This is a genomic window from Pseudovibrio japonicus (assembly GCF_014651595.1).
Lineage (GTDB): Bacteria > Pseudomonadota > Alphaproteobacteria > Rhizobiales > Stappiaceae > Pseudovibrio > Pseudovibrio japonicus.
Genome location: NZ_BMXE01000002.1, coordinates 73,004 through 87,848, shown reverse-complemented (window position 1 = coordinate 87,848; position 14,845 = coordinate 73,004). Strand labels below are relative to the sequence as shown.

The 14,845-nt window shown below is 53.2% G+C and carries 17 protein-coding genes; 8 read left to right on the top strand and 9 right to left on the bottom strand.

Translation table 11 applies throughout. The features are described from left to right. Window positions 1-62: 62 nt before the first annotated feature. Window positions 63-734 (top strand): helix-turn-helix domain-containing protein, encoded by a 672-nt coding sequence (locus IE076_RS05135; RefSeq protein WP_189435719.1) that lies wholly within the window; start codon window positions 63-65, stop codon window positions 732-734. A gap of 9 nt (window positions 735-743) precedes the next feature. Here the strand turns inward: IE076_RS05135 and IE076_RS05130 are convergent, their stop codons facing one another. Together IE076_RS05130 and IE076_RS05125 are read right to left on the bottom strand one after the other, a co-directional pair. Then, window positions 744-1,133, bottom strand: coding sequence for a VOC family protein (locus IE076_RS05130; protein WP_189435718.1), 390 nt, complete (start codon window positions 1,131-1,133; stop codon window positions 744-746). 130 nt (window positions 1,134-1,263) lie between these two features. After that, window positions 1,264-2,082: a class I SAM-dependent methyltransferase gene (locus tag IE076_RS05125; protein WP_189435717.1), complete on the bottom strand. Its 819-nt coding sequence runs from the start codon at window positions 2,080-2,082 to the stop codon at window positions 1,264-1,266. Window positions 2,083-2,460: 378 nt separating this feature from the next. Here IE076_RS05125 and IE076_RS05120 point away from each other — a divergent pair, with 378 nt between their 5' ends. Both IE076_RS05120 and IE076_RS05115 read left to right on the top strand, forming a co-directional pair. Then, on the top strand, window positions 2,461-2,649 hold the full coding sequence (locus IE076_RS05120) for a hypothetical protein (protein ID WP_189435716.1): 189 nt from the start codon (window positions 2,461-2,463) through the stop codon (window positions 2,647-2,649). 12 nt (window positions 2,650-2,661) lie between these two features. Continuing rightward, the gene (locus IE076_RS05115) at window positions 2,662-3,120 is read left to right on the top strand and encodes a hypothetical protein (protein ID WP_209008877.1); all 459 of its coding nucleotides are present in this window, start codon (window positions 2,662-2,664) and stop codon (window positions 3,118-3,120) included. Between the two features lie 100 nt (window positions 3,121-3,220). On the opposite strand, the gene IE076_RS05110 is transcribed toward IE076_RS05115, so the two are convergent. After that, window positions 3,221-3,700: a hypothetical protein gene (locus IE076_RS05110; protein WP_189435715.1), complete on the bottom strand. Its 480-nt coding sequence runs from the start codon at window positions 3,698-3,700 to the stop codon at window positions 3,221-3,223. Window positions 3,701-3,955: 255 nt separating this feature from the next. Here IE076_RS05110 and asd point away from each other — a divergent pair, with 255 nt between their 5' ends. Both asd and IE076_RS05100 read left to right on the top strand, forming a co-directional pair. Further along, window positions 3,956-4,849, top strand: coding sequence for an archaetidylserine decarboxylase (asd, locus tag IE076_RS05105; protein ID WP_189435714.1), 894 nt, complete (start codon window positions 3,956-3,958; stop codon window positions 4,847-4,849). A 91-nt stretch (window positions 4,850-4,940) separates the two neighbouring features. Next, on the top strand, window positions 4,941-5,738 hold the full coding sequence (locus IE076_RS05100; protein ID WP_189435713.1) for a phytanoyl-CoA dioxygenase family protein: 798 nt from the start codon (window positions 4,941-4,943) through the stop codon (window positions 5,736-5,738). Between the two features lie 160 nt (window positions 5,739-5,898). On the opposite strand, the gene IE076_RS05095 is transcribed toward IE076_RS05100, so the two are convergent. Then, window positions 5,899-6,651 carry a DUF1028 domain-containing protein gene (locus IE076_RS05095; RefSeq protein ID WP_189435712.1) on the bottom strand — a complete coding sequence of 251 codons (753 nt, stop codon included), beginning with the start codon at window positions 6,649-6,651 and terminating at the stop codon, window positions 5,899-5,901. Window positions 6,652-7,035: 384 nt separating this feature from the next. Here IE076_RS05095 and IE076_RS05090 point away from each other — a divergent pair, with 384 nt between their 5' ends. Further along, window positions 7,036-8,349, top strand: coding sequence for an MATE family efflux transporter (locus IE076_RS05090; protein ID WP_189435711.1), 1,314 nt, complete (start codon window positions 7,036-7,038; stop codon window positions 8,347-8,349). 35 nt (window positions 8,350-8,384) lie between these two features. On the opposite strand, the gene IE076_RS05085 is transcribed toward IE076_RS05090, so the two are convergent. After that, entirely contained in the window at window positions 8,385-9,674 is a 1,290-nt protein-coding gene (locus IE076_RS05085; RefSeq protein ID WP_189435710.1) for a glycerate kinase type-2 family protein, read from the bottom strand. A 40-nt stretch (window positions 9,675-9,714) separates the two neighbouring features. Beyond that, window positions 9,715-10,725, bottom strand: a complete 1,011-nt coding sequence (locus IE076_RS05080; RefSeq protein ID WP_189435709.1) for a proline racemase family protein — start codon at window positions 10,723-10,725, stop codon at window positions 9,715-9,717. A 139-nt stretch (window positions 10,726-10,864) separates the two neighbouring features. On the opposite strand from IE076_RS05080, the gene IE076_RS05075 reads away from it, so the two are divergent. Together IE076_RS05075 and IE076_RS05070 are read left to right on the top strand one after the other, a co-directional pair. Beyond that, the gene (locus IE076_RS05075) at window positions 10,865-11,308 is read left to right on the top strand and encodes a YqaA family protein (protein ID WP_189435708.1); all 444 of its coding nucleotides are present in this window, start codon (window positions 10,865-10,867) and stop codon (window positions 11,306-11,308) included. 189 nt (window positions 11,309-11,497) lie between these two features. Next, complete coding sequence (locus tag IE076_RS05070; RefSeq protein ID WP_189435707.1) at window positions 11,498-12,172, top strand: GntR family transcriptional regulator; 675 nt, start codon at window positions 11,498-11,500, stop codon at window positions 12,170-12,172. Between the two features lie 40 nt (window positions 12,173-12,212). On the opposite strand, the gene ubiV is transcribed toward IE076_RS05070, so the two are convergent. From ubiV to ubiT, 3 genes are all read right to left on the bottom strand, one after another. Further along, entirely contained in the window at window positions 12,213-13,109 is an 897-nt protein-coding gene (gene ubiV, locus IE076_RS05065) for a ubiquinone anaerobic biosynthesis protein UbiV (protein WP_189435706.1), read from the bottom strand. 9 nt (window positions 13,110-13,118) lie between these two features. Continuing rightward, window positions 13,119-14,138, bottom strand: a complete 1,020-nt coding sequence (gene ubiU, locus IE076_RS05060; RefSeq protein WP_189435705.1) for a ubiquinone anaerobic biosynthesis protein UbiU — start codon at window positions 14,136-14,138, stop codon at window positions 13,119-13,121. Window positions 14,139-14,209: 71 nt separating this feature from the next. Next, window positions 14,210-14,746, bottom strand: a complete 537-nt coding sequence (ubiT, locus tag IE076_RS05055; RefSeq protein WP_189435704.1) for a ubiquinone anaerobic biosynthesis accessory factor UbiT — start codon at window positions 14,744-14,746, stop codon at window positions 14,210-14,212. Window positions 14,747-14,845 lie beyond the last annotated feature (99 nt).

The window sequence follows — 14,845 nt, the reverse complement described above, 5'->3', positions numbered from 1 at the left end:
GAAATACGAGCACCACACTATGAAGTGTAAAGGGCAACATCAAGCGCAAAGGGAGGGAAGGTTTGCAGCAAAATCAGACGAACAATCGACAGCCCGGTACCCTCGCGCAAATCTGGCAGCACGCCGGAGCACTCGGCACCTCCGGCCCAATCCTGCCCGATGGCTGCAGAGACCTGATTGTCGCGGAAATAGAGGGCAGGGCGCCTCTATGGCAGGTAACGGATCTGTACGACACGCCTCACCAAACCGGAGGCGCAGTCGTAAACCGCATGATCGGCTTTCGCCTGAAGCCGGGCGTCGAGGTCAACCAACCCGACCTGATCAAAGCACTGGGCACGATCGGCTCGTGGGATGAAACCACCATCTGTAATATTCTGTCTGATCACACAGCCCTCAACCCCAGAGTATCCGAGGCGCTGGGCTGCATCGCGGAGGAGCAACTATCCATCGCTGCCTCCGCTGGAGCGTTGGGGGTGACGCTCAAAACCCTGCAGCGCTTACTGGCGCAACACACCAACCGTGCACCGGTCTACTGGCGCCAGCTCGCCCGCATTCGCAAAACCTCCCGTCACATCGACACTGCCGAAAGCTGGGCCGACTTTGCTCTCGACAACGGCTTCTCGGATCAGGCCCACATGACCCGTGAGTTCCAGCGCTGGTTCGGCGTCTCGCCCATCCAATTCGCGGCAAATCCCGGCCTTAAGCAACAAGCCCAATCCATCGCGTTTGCATAGGCGCCAGCCTCAGGCCGGAGCTGTCACCGGCGAGCAGATCTCAATCAGAAAGCCATTCATGTCCTTCACATAGGACGTCGTCTGACCCCACGCCTCTTCCTTCACATCCTGCACAAGATCAGCCCCCGCAGCCAAAGCTTTTGCAAGTCCGCCAGCCACATCGTCAGTCTCAAACGCAATCTCAAAGCACGGTCGGCTTGCATCCGCACGTGAGGGAGACTTACCAAGGTTTTCCATTAGCTTGAGGGAGGAGAATGACAGTGTCGTCAATCCGGTCTTCACCTCACCATAATCCCCGTCTTCGGTGATAATCCCCGGCTTCAAATCAAACGCCTTGCAGTAAAAGCTGATCGTATCGCGCGGGCTTTCAACATACAGAATAACGTATTTCAAATTCATGGACTTACTCCTGTTTCAGTAAGTAAGACCTTACGGATGCGCTCAGGCCAAGTATTGAAAAAATGCGACAATGGACCATCAAGCAAGAACCCATCATGAGTGATCCTTGGTAGCGTTGGGGAAGGCCAGATTATTCGGGTTTACTGCCGAAAACTTGTGGCATGTTAATTGTCTGGTTGGAGATCGAAGTATCTATGCTCTTGAACATCTGCAGCATTTGTTCGACTACGTTCTCACTCGCAATTTCCTCCTGAATCAAACCGGCCTTGAGCTCGCGGGAAAGGGCCAGGGAAATCATCTTGAAATATTTCTCCTGATCAGGAGTAAAGACGAAATTTTCCGCACGAATATCCTGAAAGCCAATGGAAGCCATGAGGTCAGGTAAATGGCGCCGCGTAAAGAAAGGATGGCCGCCGCCTGAACGCACAATTTGCTCTAACCAAACCACAAATCTTTTCTGCCAAAGCTCATTGGCCGAACCTCGCACCGGCGTATATTCTTCTTCTACAAACAGCCAACCAGAAGGTTTAAGAGCCTTGTATATCTTGGAGACTATCGTGGCTGGATCGCGTAAGTGTATCAAGACGCAGCGGGTATGAATAAGATCATAGTGCTCCTCTGCATAATCGAAGTCAAAAGCATCTGCACAGACAAAACTGATATTCTGGATGCCCCGTTCTTCTGCATTCTTGCGCCCGACGGCCAAAAGTTCCTTGGAAATATCAAAAGCCGTGACATGGCCTTCAGGGCAAACTTCCTGCGCAAAGTAGCAGGCGGTATCACCAATACCGCAACCAACTTCTAATACCTTCATGTCCGCTCGCTGCGGCAAACTGGATATGCCCTGCTGCGTCGCTGGTAGCAAAACATCATTGAAAAGCTCGTAGCGTTCGAAAGAGTTTTCATCGCTACCATGTGTGTAATGGGGGCTACCGACCGATGTATGCATACGTAACTCCTATCCGAGGCTCTAGTTTTGTTATTTTTCTGATTTCGGTAGGTGGTCTTGCTGGAACTTAATATGGCACTATGACCAAAGTCAGCTCCGTTCGCTTTAAGTATCCATCGCTCAGGTAAGGACGCGGAAATCCCCTTGAGTAACTTATCTCCGGCTTAACACAATTAATACAGCGATACTGGATTGAAAGTTGCCAAGGCTACATGCGCGAAATTGATTTTTTACTTTTATATTTGTCAGCAAAGAAATGTACCTGTTGCAAAGTTCTAACGCGATATTTGTTTTGTCAGAACTTAGCTCAACCAGAGACGCAAACCACCGTGAATCTGCTAGGCTCCACCCAGCTCCCTGCAACCGCGAGGCCACATCATGCGTAATTTCCGCAAAGTCTTGTACGTGTTGATCACTTGCTTCCTCAGTGCTTACGGCGCCTACTTTGCTTATTCATCCTTTTATCAAGGCACGCTGTTCAACGTCGTTGCTGGCGTGTTCATTTGTGCAGTCGGCATCATAGGCCTCTACGGCACGTTTCGCGGCAATGGGAAGAAGCTAAAATGATGGGAGAGAATATTGAGCGATCTATCAACCTACAAGGCAAAGTCGGGGCGCTTTGAGCCTGTCTGGACCATCGAAATCCAAACCCTGCCAGAAGATACAGACCGTATATTGGATGCCGTGATGCAGGTGCATCCACTCAGCTTTGGCCGCTACCAGCGCAACGCAAGCATCTCCGCAGTCGGCAAAGAAACAGCTCAGCCCGAACCCAACTCCACCACCACAACCCATATCGAGGGGTTCAAGGCGGGCATGACCGAAACCTACCCCATGGTGGAACTCAAGATCTCCATTGAGCGTGACCTCAAGGTGCTCGAAAAAGTCATTGATGCAATCATCCAGGTCCACCACTACGAAGAACCCGTCATCTTCCTCCGCGAAGATTGGGCCAGCCGCGCCGCCTACAACCCCAACAGCACCAACCCCAACCGCTGGTGGAACAACGGCAAAGGCATGCCGGAGAGGGTAGAGTAACCGCACCCAGCCGAACGACCTTGCAACGCTCACAGCAGAAAGCCCCTGAACCGACTATCGGTCAGGGGCTTTGATCTGCGTAAACTAAGAAAAGTGTTCTCTAAAACTCCACGGGGAAGCTGCCACCGCTTGAGAGGCGGCATTGTCCGGTACCACCTGCTGAAAAGCCTGCGGGCGGACTAGCAAGCGTGACCACACAGCGCATGGTCCGGTCTCCGCTGAACAGAACGCCACGAGCGTAGGGGCTATAGGTGGTTGAGTAGGTCGCGACAAAGCCCGGATCGTCATCAAATCCGTCAAAGTCATCGAAGTCGTCGAAATCATCAAACCCGTATCCACCGAATGGATCTTCTTCAACACCGGTTGTCACCGACCGGGCTGTAATCATCTCTCCGGTGTACACGTCGCCATTAGGCAATGTAGCCGTTGTCTGAGCAGCTCCGTTACCAAAGAAACCCTCGGTTACCTGAAACTCCACAGTCCCGCCACCAAGACGGCCCTGACCGGGTGTTACCGTCTGACATCCAACCAGACCAGCAAGAGCAATCAGGCTCAGGCCTGTTGTAAACATGCGTCTCATTCTGTGTTCCAATCCCGAATTTAAAGGCATCGTATTGGCGCAGGATTACAGACAAATGTTGCAAAACCTATTCAAACACAGCTTGCAACACGCGCTGAAACATCAGCGTTTTCTTGTGTTTTGCTGCTTCAGCAATGCGATCATGAACTTCTGCTCTGCGCAAACGAATGTCTATGATGGTTACTTGCTGTTTGGCTTGCCTTCTCCGGGTATCTCACCTAGTAAAGCCTCGTTATTCGCGAACAAGGCTGCCAGATGTCTCAGAAACAACCCATTATCGTTATCGACCGTGAAACCGGCAAAGAGTTTGAAGAAACGGTTCTGGGGGAGAAGTGGATACGCTGGGCCTATCAGGATTCCAGCTCCGGCCTGATCGAAAAACTGATGTTCCGTTCTGCCGTTCTCAGTAAGGTCATGGGGTGGTTTTTCGATAACTCGCTCTCTAAAGGCCAAATCCAGAAGACCATTGACGAACTGAGCATCGACACTTCCGAGTTTGCAGACCCGCAGGAAAGCTTTGGCTCCTTCAACGAGTTCTTCTACCGACACCTGAAAGACGGCACCCGCCCGTATGATGAGGGCGCGGACACCATCGTCAGCCCGGCAGATGGCCGCGTGCTGGTGTTGCCGCAATTGGATGAAGACACCTTCATTCCGGTCAAGGGGCACCCGTTCTCCATCCGCAAGATGCTGCCCGGCATTGCGGATCGGTTTATCGGCGGAGCGCTTGCCATTGTGCGCCTGTGTCCGGCAGACTATCACCGCTACCACTTCCCATGCGCTGGCGAGATTGTTGATGCAAAAGATATTCCGGGCGCCTACCACTCCGTAAGCCCGATCGCGCTGGGCGCAGGGCCTGATGTGTTTGGCGAAAACAAACGCAGCTACACCCTCGTCAAAACAGAAAATGCAGGCACCATGTGCTACGTGGAAGTGGGCGCTTTTGGTGTAGGCAGCATCGTAAACACCAAAACTTCGGGCCATGTCGAAAAGATGGACGAAAAAGGCTACTTCAAGTTCGGAGGCTCTACCGTTGTCGTCGTGTTTGAGCCGGGTACGGTGAACTTCAGCGAAGACCTTGTTGCCAACAGTGCAGCAGGCAAGGAAACGCTGGTAAAGGTCGGCCAGCCCTTCGCAACGGTTGCCTGAATAAATCTCCCAGCCTCCCGGCATAAGTTGTATTTATCCCGAATAAAACTCGGTCCAGACTGTCAGCTTCGCTAACAGACTGGACGGGACTATGCGATCTTCATTTATCACTCAGGACCACATCGACACCTACCAGCGTGAGGGCGTCGTTCTGATCAAAGGCCTCTTCAAGGATCACGTAGATCAGATCAGGGCAGGGATTGAGCGAAACATGGCGGAGCCGGGTGAATACGCGGCAGAAAACCTGAAGGAAGGCGAGGGCGGTCGCTTCTTCGATGATTATTGCAACTGGCAGCGCATTCCAGAGTTTGTTGAGGTGGTGAACAACTCATCGGCAGCAGAGGCAGCAGCCGATCTGATGCAGTCTCAAACCGTTCAGATGTTCCACGACCATGTGCTGGTCAAGGAACCGGGAACCAACAAAGCCACACCATGGCATCAGGATGGCCCCTACTACTTTGTCGAGGGCAAGCAAACAGTCAGCTTCTGGTCTCCCATGGATCCTGTAACCGATGCCACGTTGCGCTGCGTTGCCGGGTCCCACCTCTGGGAAAAGCCCGTGCTACCAACCCGCTGGCTTTCGGAGCAAAACTTTTACCTTGACAGTGATGCATACATGCCGGTCCCAGATCCGGACGCGGAGGATATGCCGATCCGTGAGTGGGAGATGGAGCCGGGCGATGCGGTCGCATTCAACTACTACGTCCTGCACGGTGCACGCGGCAACACCACTGAAAAGCGCCGCCGCGCATTCTCCCTGCGTTTGCTGGGCGATGATGCCCGCTACATCGAACGACCGGGCCGTACCTCGCCCCCGTTCCCCGGCCACGACATGAAACCCGGACAGATCCTGCGCGAAGACTGGTTCCCGATCATCTACAAACGCTAGGGCCTATTCTCGAAAAATGTGTCCGGTTTTGGGAGAAGAAGACGCGCGAAAGAACCTTTAGAGCGTGGTGCGTGAAGTCACATAAACGCTGCATGCTCTAAATGCGAAAAGGCCCGAGTTCAGCTATTTATGAGGATGAGATCAATGTCTGCTCTGAACATCACGGTTCTTTGGAAGTCGCTTTAGATCTGCTCACCCAGCCGCTCGCCAAGCGTTTGGCTTCGGCCTCCATCATTGTCTCTTCCAATCCCGCCCACGCGAGCTTTCGGGAGAAGACGTCTTGGGTAGCAAAAAAATCAGCCAGATACAGATAGCGTTCTTTGGCGACATCCAGCAGCCTATCTAATTCGGCAAGCGGATCGTCGTGGTCATCCACCCGAATGTCGAGCCAAGGGTAGTCTTGCCCGCGATGGATAACGAGACCGGCCGACTGTCTGCCACGTTTGTCGCCACCAGCTGCCTCTCCTTCTTTCATCGCAGCCAGCATGCGCTCAGCAAAGGGGAGGGCATCAGATTCCTCATAGGTGGAAAAGACAGCCTCCACCACACTTTCTCCTTCCAGCATATTCCCGGCCACAGAATGGTACTTTCCCAAGCGATGCCCAGCCCAAACAACGCATTCGCCGCCCGTATGGCAGGCAAAGTCACCGTTCTTGTCCAGCATATGACACTGGCGCACTGCTTCTCCGGTATCTCTTTTAATGAGGTCTGCGAGGACATCTGCCGCATGCTCGCCGTTCGCAAGACGTGTCCGTCCTTCAACGCCCCAAACAGGATTTACAAAGGCTTGCGAGGCGACCGCAACAGACCGCCCGACATACGGAACAAGTGCGGCAGAGGCAAAGAATCGGCTCGCGACAGCGATACCAATCGCGCCGTCTTCAGGGTCCTTAGCTATGAGCGAAAAAGTCATGATCCATCTGGCTCCTGTACTTCCCGTGCGATGCACTCAAATAACCGGCAATTTATCTCGCGATCCCGAAAGCAGTGCGAACCTCCGAGAAATTTCTACTTCAGATTGGCAGCAAATTAAGACCCAAAAAAGAGCGCTTTCATATGAGTGCATCCGATAGACGGGATGTACTTAACTGCTGATACTAAATAACTCGCTGTTCAATTTTTCTGCCTGCGCGCGCAGCGAGCTCACCAAATGCAGCGCACACAGTCACGCCGCGCTCTTCATCATACACAAGACCTAGGGCTATTACGTATTTTGTCTATTGCTCCATTCAGAACGGTGTATGCTGCTCAAATTGATTTGCTCACGCGCTACTCTTTTTTGACTGTTTAAGCCTCAATGATTTCATTTAAGCATATGTACTTGCGGGCATTGCCGCTTTTCCTCACCGGCAGCGCCGCCTTGTTTACCAGTTGGATTGACACCTACGTCTCCAGCTTCTTCGGCGCACCCGCAGTTGCTGCAGTTGGCATTTGCAGCATGTTGTTCTTTGTTCTGTTTTCTTTCTCAAATGGCTTTTCAGTCGCAATCCAGTCGTTCACCGCCGGGTTCCTCACCAGCCGTAAGAACAATGAAATCCTCGACGCCTTCATTGTCTGTATGATCATGGGTGTGGGCTTAGCGGCCCTCCTGACTGCCGCCTCCATTTATTTCATGGAGGATATTCTTAGGTTCATGAACCCGGATGAGGAGGTCAGAGCTGCCGCGAGGCAGTATCTGGAGTTTCTTCTCTACACAACGCCATTCTACTATGTCTGCGGCAATACCAGAGGCCTGCTGATCTCCATCGGCAAATCCTGGATTGTCTTCTATATCGCCATTGCAATTCAGGTCATCAATGCTGTAGCCACAGTCCTGCTGGCCTTCGGTCTGGCTGGTGCGCCAAACCTTGGCATCGCGGGGATAGGTTTTGGCAGCTTCCTCAGTTTCGCAATCGGAGCAGCGCTCTATTCTGGCGCAGCTCTGCACGCGATCATCCAGCAAAATCTGAGGCTTGGTGCCCTGACACTTCCTCTGGTCCGTCAGATTTCGACCAAGGCCATCCTGTCAGCATCGCAGATCACACTCTACGCCCTCGGCCTATTCGCAAGCTACTGGATTGTCGGGCACCTGAGCGTGTTGGCTCTTGCGGTCTATCAGGTGATCACGCAGGCAACCCTCATTCCAATTTATGTAGCCAACGCACTGGGAAGTGTCGCGATCAATCAGGTCGGACAGGCTGTTGGTGGCAAAGATCAGGTGGGAGCTCAGCAGCTTGGCTTGAAGTTTATCTCGGGCGCAGTCTACCCAATGGTGATCTATGCTCTCTTCGTCATAGTCCTCTCGGAGGATATCTTGCTCCTGTTGCTCGGCGAAGCTATGGATGACTCGCAGCTCATCACAATCTTTGCGCTCTCCTGCCTCATCCTCCCGATCAATATCGCAGGCATCGTGACCAATTACGTCCTGCAAGGCGCCCAGCTCTTCGGGCGCGCCTGGGTCGTATCGGCAATCACACAATGGCTCGTCTTCCTGCCACTGGCGTACATATTCGGAATTTCTCTAAGCTACGGACTGGCAGGTGTAATTATTGCCGACTTCATCTACCGCGTTGTTATGTTCCTCACCCAATACCGGTTCTGGAAAACCTACTCAGAACCCGCATTGGCGTAGGCCTCACGAAGGACGATTAACCCGCTGCACGAAGCTTAGGACGTAGTGTCAAGCTTCGGTGCTTCATCAATCAGGATCGCGCGAAAGTCGTTGACGTTGGTCAGGGTAGGGCCGGTGATGATGCTGTCGCCAAGGGCCTCGAAGAAACCATGCCCGTCATTGTTGGCAAGAGAGAGCTGCGGATTGATTCCGTTGCGCCATGCTCTTTCAAGCGTAGTGGCATCACAGTAAGCCCCGGCAATCTCCTCCATTCCATCAACACCATCCGTATCGCCTGCCACCGCAAAGACGCCCTTTTGTCCGTCCAGAGCAAGCGCCAGAGAAAGCAGGAACTCCACATTCCTCCCACCGCGGCCTCTGCCGTTGATTGTCACCGTGGTTTCTCCACCAGACAGCAGCAGGCAAGGCGCGCTGAAAGGCTGACCGTGTGAGGCGACTTGCCGTGCAATCCCCGCCATCACAATACCTACATCAGAAGCTTCGCCCTCAATGCTGTCACCAAGAATGTAAGCCGGAATGCCTTGTTCCTTCGCAAGAGCAGCGGCAGTTTCCAAAGCCAGTTGTGGTGTCGCGATCATGTGTGTTTCCACATTCGCAAGACGCGGGTCGCTTGCATCAGGTGTCTCGCCTTCACCGGTTTCAAGGATCTCCAGGGCCCGTGTTGGAAGCTGGATCTTATAGCGCTGAACAATCGCCAGAGCATCCGCGCAGGTGGTTGGATCGGCAACGGTCGGACCGGAGGCAATGTTGATCGGGTCATCACCGGGAACGTCCGAGATCAGGAGGTTGATCACCTTGGCTGGATAACACGCCGCTGCCAGTCGCCCGCCTTTGATCAGAGAAAGGTGGCGGCGCACGCAGTTCATTTCGGTAATGGTCGCGCCGCAGCGAAGCAGCATCTTGTTAAGGGCCTGCTTGTCCTGCAAGGTAAGCCCTTCAAATGGCAAAGGCAAAAGCGAGGAGCCTCCACCGGAGATAAGGCAGAGAACCGTGTCGTTTTCGGAAAGACCAGAGACAAGCTCCAGCATACGCTGTGCGCCGGCCAAACCGGCTTCATCAGGAACTGGATGCGCCGCCTCAACAATCTCGATGGACTTGCACGCAACCTTGTAGCCGTAGCGGGTAACTACAAGACCGCTAAGCTCTCCCTCCCAATGCTCCTCCACTGCACGTGCCATAGCTGCGGAGGCTTTGCCTGCTCCAACCACAATGAGCCGCCCTTTGGGAGCTTTGGGCAGAAATTGCGGAATACACTTTTCTGGTTGTGCTCTCTCAATCGCCGCCTGAAACAGGTCACTCAGAAAACGCTTCGGGTCAACGACCATTGTGGACCTTTCCGGGTTGATGCTGAAACACTACAGCAGGTTATCTCAGCAAGAAACCGTCTTTGACCGGGTCGTCACCTTCCCGCCAGAACGAGGCCACACCGCTGTAATGTGCTTTGCCTTCCACCTTCGCGATGATTGCATCATGCTCGCCGCATTTTGTGTCCTCTAGATATGTGCACTCAAAGCTCGTGCCAATCAGGCTCTCAAAGCGGCGTTTCTGCCCTTTGCTGATCAGACCTCGCGCAGCTTGAGCTGCAATTCGTGCTGCTATCCCAGAACCCGTCGGGCTACGGTCCACCTGACTGTCGGCAAACACAAAGACATTGGCGGTTGGGTCAGCGCTGTAAGTGTCATTTCCGTCGGTCAGCATGGTGCCGTACAAAAATGCAAGGTCGGCGTCATCAGGATGCTGAAGGGTGACAACGGATCGGATGCCGGCGCTCACCGCATTGGCCGCATCAATAAGATACCGCGTCCGCGATTTCTGAACATTCAATCCGAACATATACGCTGGCACCACACCATAGAATGCACCGCCATAAGCCACATCAACGGACAGCTCACCGATCCCGTTTACCTCCACGGTCACATCACGTGAGTGCAGGAAGGCTGGTACGGAATTAAAAGAAACTGCACCAGTCACACCATCTTTGACCTGAACCGACGCAACCACCAAACCACAAGGACATTCAATGCGCACTTCCGTGACGGGCTCGGTCGCTTCCACTAAGCCATGATCAATCGCATACCGACCCAAGGCAAGTATCGCATGACCGCACATGGTGCTGTAGCCTTCGTTATGCATGAAGAGCACACCAAAATGTGCATCTGGATGGGATGCTTCAACCAGAACCGCGCCGTACATACCGACATGACCCCGTGGTTCAAACATTAGAAAGTGGCGGAGGTGATCCAGATTCTCACGAGCATAACGGCGCTTTTCCATAATGGTATCACCGGGGATCTCCGGATAGCCGCTTCGGACAATTCGAAGTGGTTCACCGCCCGCATGCATGTTGACGACAGTTATTTTCTGTTGCTTATCCATGATGTCCTCCGGAACTAATTGAAATGACTTATTTCCGAATTCATTATCTTCGAATAGAGCCCTTTCATAGTCCGCATGCGGGAAGTGCTCAAGACACTGTGAAATATTAGTAATAAAATAGTTTGGAGTTTTACTTAAGATGCTGGTGGCTCTTGGTGTTTATGGTGGCCTGTTTGCATTCTCATTTTTGACAGCCACCTTAGCTCCCGGGTCATCAGAAGCAGCACTCAGCGCACTGCTACTGGTTGGTGGTTGGAACCCGGCTATTTTGATTGTAGCTGCCTCGCTGGGCAATATCGCGGGCTCAGTGTTTAACTGGTACTGCGGACGCTTTCTCTCGCATTATAAAGACCGCGCTTGGTTTCCAGTAAAAGAGCGCCACTACAAAAAAGCTACGCGCTGGTTTAAGCGTTACGGGCAAATCTCTATGTTGTTTGCCTGGGTACCGATTATTGGGGACCCGCTTACAGTGATTGCAGGCGCACTGCGTATGAAGTTTATGAACTTTTTGGTGCTGGTCTCAATCGGCAAAGTCGCTCGGTATCTGTTCCTTTACTATGCAATCCTCTACTGGCAGAGCTAAACCGTGTTGCAGGCAGGCGGCTAAAACTAATCAATATTGCCTAATGGAAATGGCAAGAATCTAAGATTTCTCTGGGCAAAATCGATTTTATGTGTGCATGGCAGTTTATTATCGTCTTGCTGAAATATCGACAATGCGTAGGGCGGGTGTTAGAAAAAAACGATCATTGCTCCAACTGATATTTTGGAAATGCCGTCTTCCACGTCCAACGTCTCCATCGCCTATAGCAAACTGAAACAAGCGATCCTTGAGAACCGGCTTGGCCCGGGGACTCAGGTCCTTGAACAGGAAGCGGCGACCCAGCTGGAAATGAGCCGTACCCCGGTGCGCGAGGCCATGCTGATGCTGCAAAAGGACGGGCTTGTGGTCATGCGCTCCCGTCAGGGCATGCGCGTTCTTCCAATTACAGTGGGCGATATCACTGAGATCTACGAAGTCCTTGAAGTTATTGAAGGGCTTGCAATTCGAAAGCTTACTGAAAAGCCGATCGATGCACTGCAGGCCCATACTCTTGGAGATTCGATCGCCCTGATGGAAGAGGCTCTGGAACGTGGCGACCCATGCGTTTGGGCCTCCGCGGACACCAAGTTCCATGAGGATATCATAAAATTCAGCGGCAATGTGCACATGGGCACCGTCTTTCAGCCGCTGTGGGACCGGTCTCAGCGTGCCCGAAACCTTCTCTTGAAGAACCATGGCGTGCCAGCAAACTCAGCACAGGACCATTGGGAACTGTTGAAACTGATCAAAGCGGGCAGAGCAGCGGAAGCAGCCGAGTATCACAGGCACTCACGTGCGGTGGCGCTGCAGCAAATCTGCGATATGATCTTTGACAGCATGGATGGATTGATGCCGGCAAAATAAAAGCGGGACCAAAGTCCCGCTTTTTGCTTAATCTCACCGCCTAGTCAGCTTGCCAGAGATGCCCCGGCTTGCCGGTCACATACCCATTTGCCAGCGCGCCCGGCAAAGGTTGAGCCTGCAAGCGTGCTTCCGCTTCCGCGCTTTCAATATTGCCGGCAACAAGATCACGATAGATCTCCGCAATCGCAATCATATCAATATTGTGCGGTGATAGACGCAAGCGGCCAATACCCTTGGTGAGCAGCTCGTCGCGGCCAAGCGTAATCGCCTGAACGCTGTGCGACAGGGTCTGGATACCGTTCGCGGACAGGAACTTCTGGTCGTCCAATGTGGTTACATCCATACCGTCAAGATCACGGTCACAAATGAACTGGCAGTTGTCCTTGTGCAGTTTGTGAGCACGAGCATGGTAACAGCGACCGGACACTGCCAGTGGCAGGCGACCAAAGGCAAACAGCTCGATAGTCAGGTCTGGAAGCGCCTGCGCAATCGCCTCGACCGATGTCAACGGTAGCTCAACAGGCGGGCAGAATGTTTCCATGCCAAGGTTCATGAGAACCTTCGCCGTCTGTTCGTTGTAGATATTGAGGAACGGTCCACCAACAAACGGCTGGCCAGAGCGTTTGTGAACACTGGCAATGTCGTTGGCTTCAACCAGTTCGCTATCCGCAGAAAGGGCGTTGATTGATTTCCGGTCGCGAACCGTTACCGGCAGCGCAATGGTGGAGAACACAACGGTCTTGCCAGCGTTGGAAAGACGATCGTAAATCTCCGGCCATACCTTGTCATTAAACGGCATGCGTTTCCCGCAAATCACCTCACCGATATAGACACGCTCAACCGGCGCCTCATCCGCAATGCGGGCATAAAAGTCGACGAGTTTTTCGTTGGACCAGTTGAAGAAGTTTGGACCAATGGAAAGTTCGATCTTGCTCATGCTTGGTCCTTATCTCCAGATCTTTTTATAGGCTCCGGTGGTTTCACGCCCACCTTCGGTCATAGCGCTCAACATGGCGGATACTTCTTCTTCCGCATTTCCGCCCGCATCCAATGCATCCACAGCAGTGCGGAAGGCTTTCACCACCTGCGAAATATAGGCTTTACCGCGCTGGCGTCCTTCAATCTTACAAGCGGTCACGCCCGCTTTCTTAAGGCGTGGCAACAAGCTTGCTGCATTCAAGCTTACCGGATCTTCAAAGAGATAGGAGGTTTCGCCCTCAGCTTTGAAGCGGCCCTTACAAAGTGTTGGGTAGCCAGCAGTCTCGCCTTCACCAAACCCGTCAATGGTAAACCCGCCCAAACGGGCATATAGGTTGCTGCCTTCCTCATCATAGGAGACATCGCCCGGAGGCGAACAGACGCCGGTCAGGTTAGGAGACTTGCCTGTGGCATAGGAAGAGAGCGCGCAGCGTCCCTCTGTCATGACGCAAAGACCACCAAACACAAACACCTCGGTCTCGACCGTGATCTCTTTGTTTAGCTTAGCGATCTCTTCAACCGACATCACACGTGGCAGAACCACACGCTGAACGCCAAAGGTGTCCTGATAAAAACTGATGGATTCAGGTGTTGCCGCAGCAGCTTGCACGGAAAGATGCAGGCGCAGGTCCGGATGCTTCTCCTTCGCATAATCAAGCACCGCAATGTCAGCCGCGATAATCGCATCCGCGCCGGACGCAGCAACAGCATCCACCGCACGCTTCCAGATATGCGTGTCACCAGCCCGCGCAAATGTGTTCACAGCCACTAGCACATGCGAACCGTGTCTGTGCGCAAGGCGAACGCCTGCATTCAGCTCTTTCTCAGAGAAGTTCAGGCCAGGGAAGTTACGTGCGTTGGTTTCGTTTCGCAGTCCGCAATAGATGCTGTGGGCGCCAGCTTCGGCGGCAGCTTTCAGAGCAGCGGGTGTGCCGGCTGGGCAAACAAGTTCCAGCGACGGATTGTTATCGTTGCGCTGTCCAAGCATAAAACACCTTCCAGAAAATAACAGAGGGAACCACTTGGTTCGCGCAGGGCACAACGACCCTGCAGCGGCACTCAGGAAGTGGCAGTTGGTGCGTCGAGTAGTCGGCGCAAATGATCTAGTGTCTTGTTCGTTGCTCCATCGACGACTTCGCGTGAACGACCATTGAAACCCAGAAACTCGGCTGGCGAGAGATCGGCTTCTTCCATGGTGTTGCGAAGCGCAAGAACCGCATCCGTATCGCCTTCGATCACCAGATCGCGCGTAAAGAACACCGCATCACCATCATAGGTGCCGTCCACCAGCCCGAGCAGAACAATGAGCGGTCCGGAAATGCGTGCTGCACCTTCCGGCGCATCTTTGCGCTTGAACAGTTCAACACTCGCATGCTCCCCATTCGGGATCAGGCGGAAGACATGCGGAACGTCCACCGGGTCGATAATGAAATGCGAGCGTTTGTAGGTGTCCAGACGATCAAACAAATCCGGGCGCGTGCGGGCAAGTCGGCGTACAGCCTTGGTCAGAGCAAAGCCAAGCGGAGGAACCGGCAATATGCCGAGAGCTTTTTGCAGGGCAGGAGGAAACAGGCCTCGGTCCGGTTTAAAGAACATACTTTAATCTCCACTGATCAGTATCCTCTCCTATTAATCCTAGCGGGACTCATCATTGATGGAGGTCAAGGACCAGAGCGACAACACCCTTCAAATGTG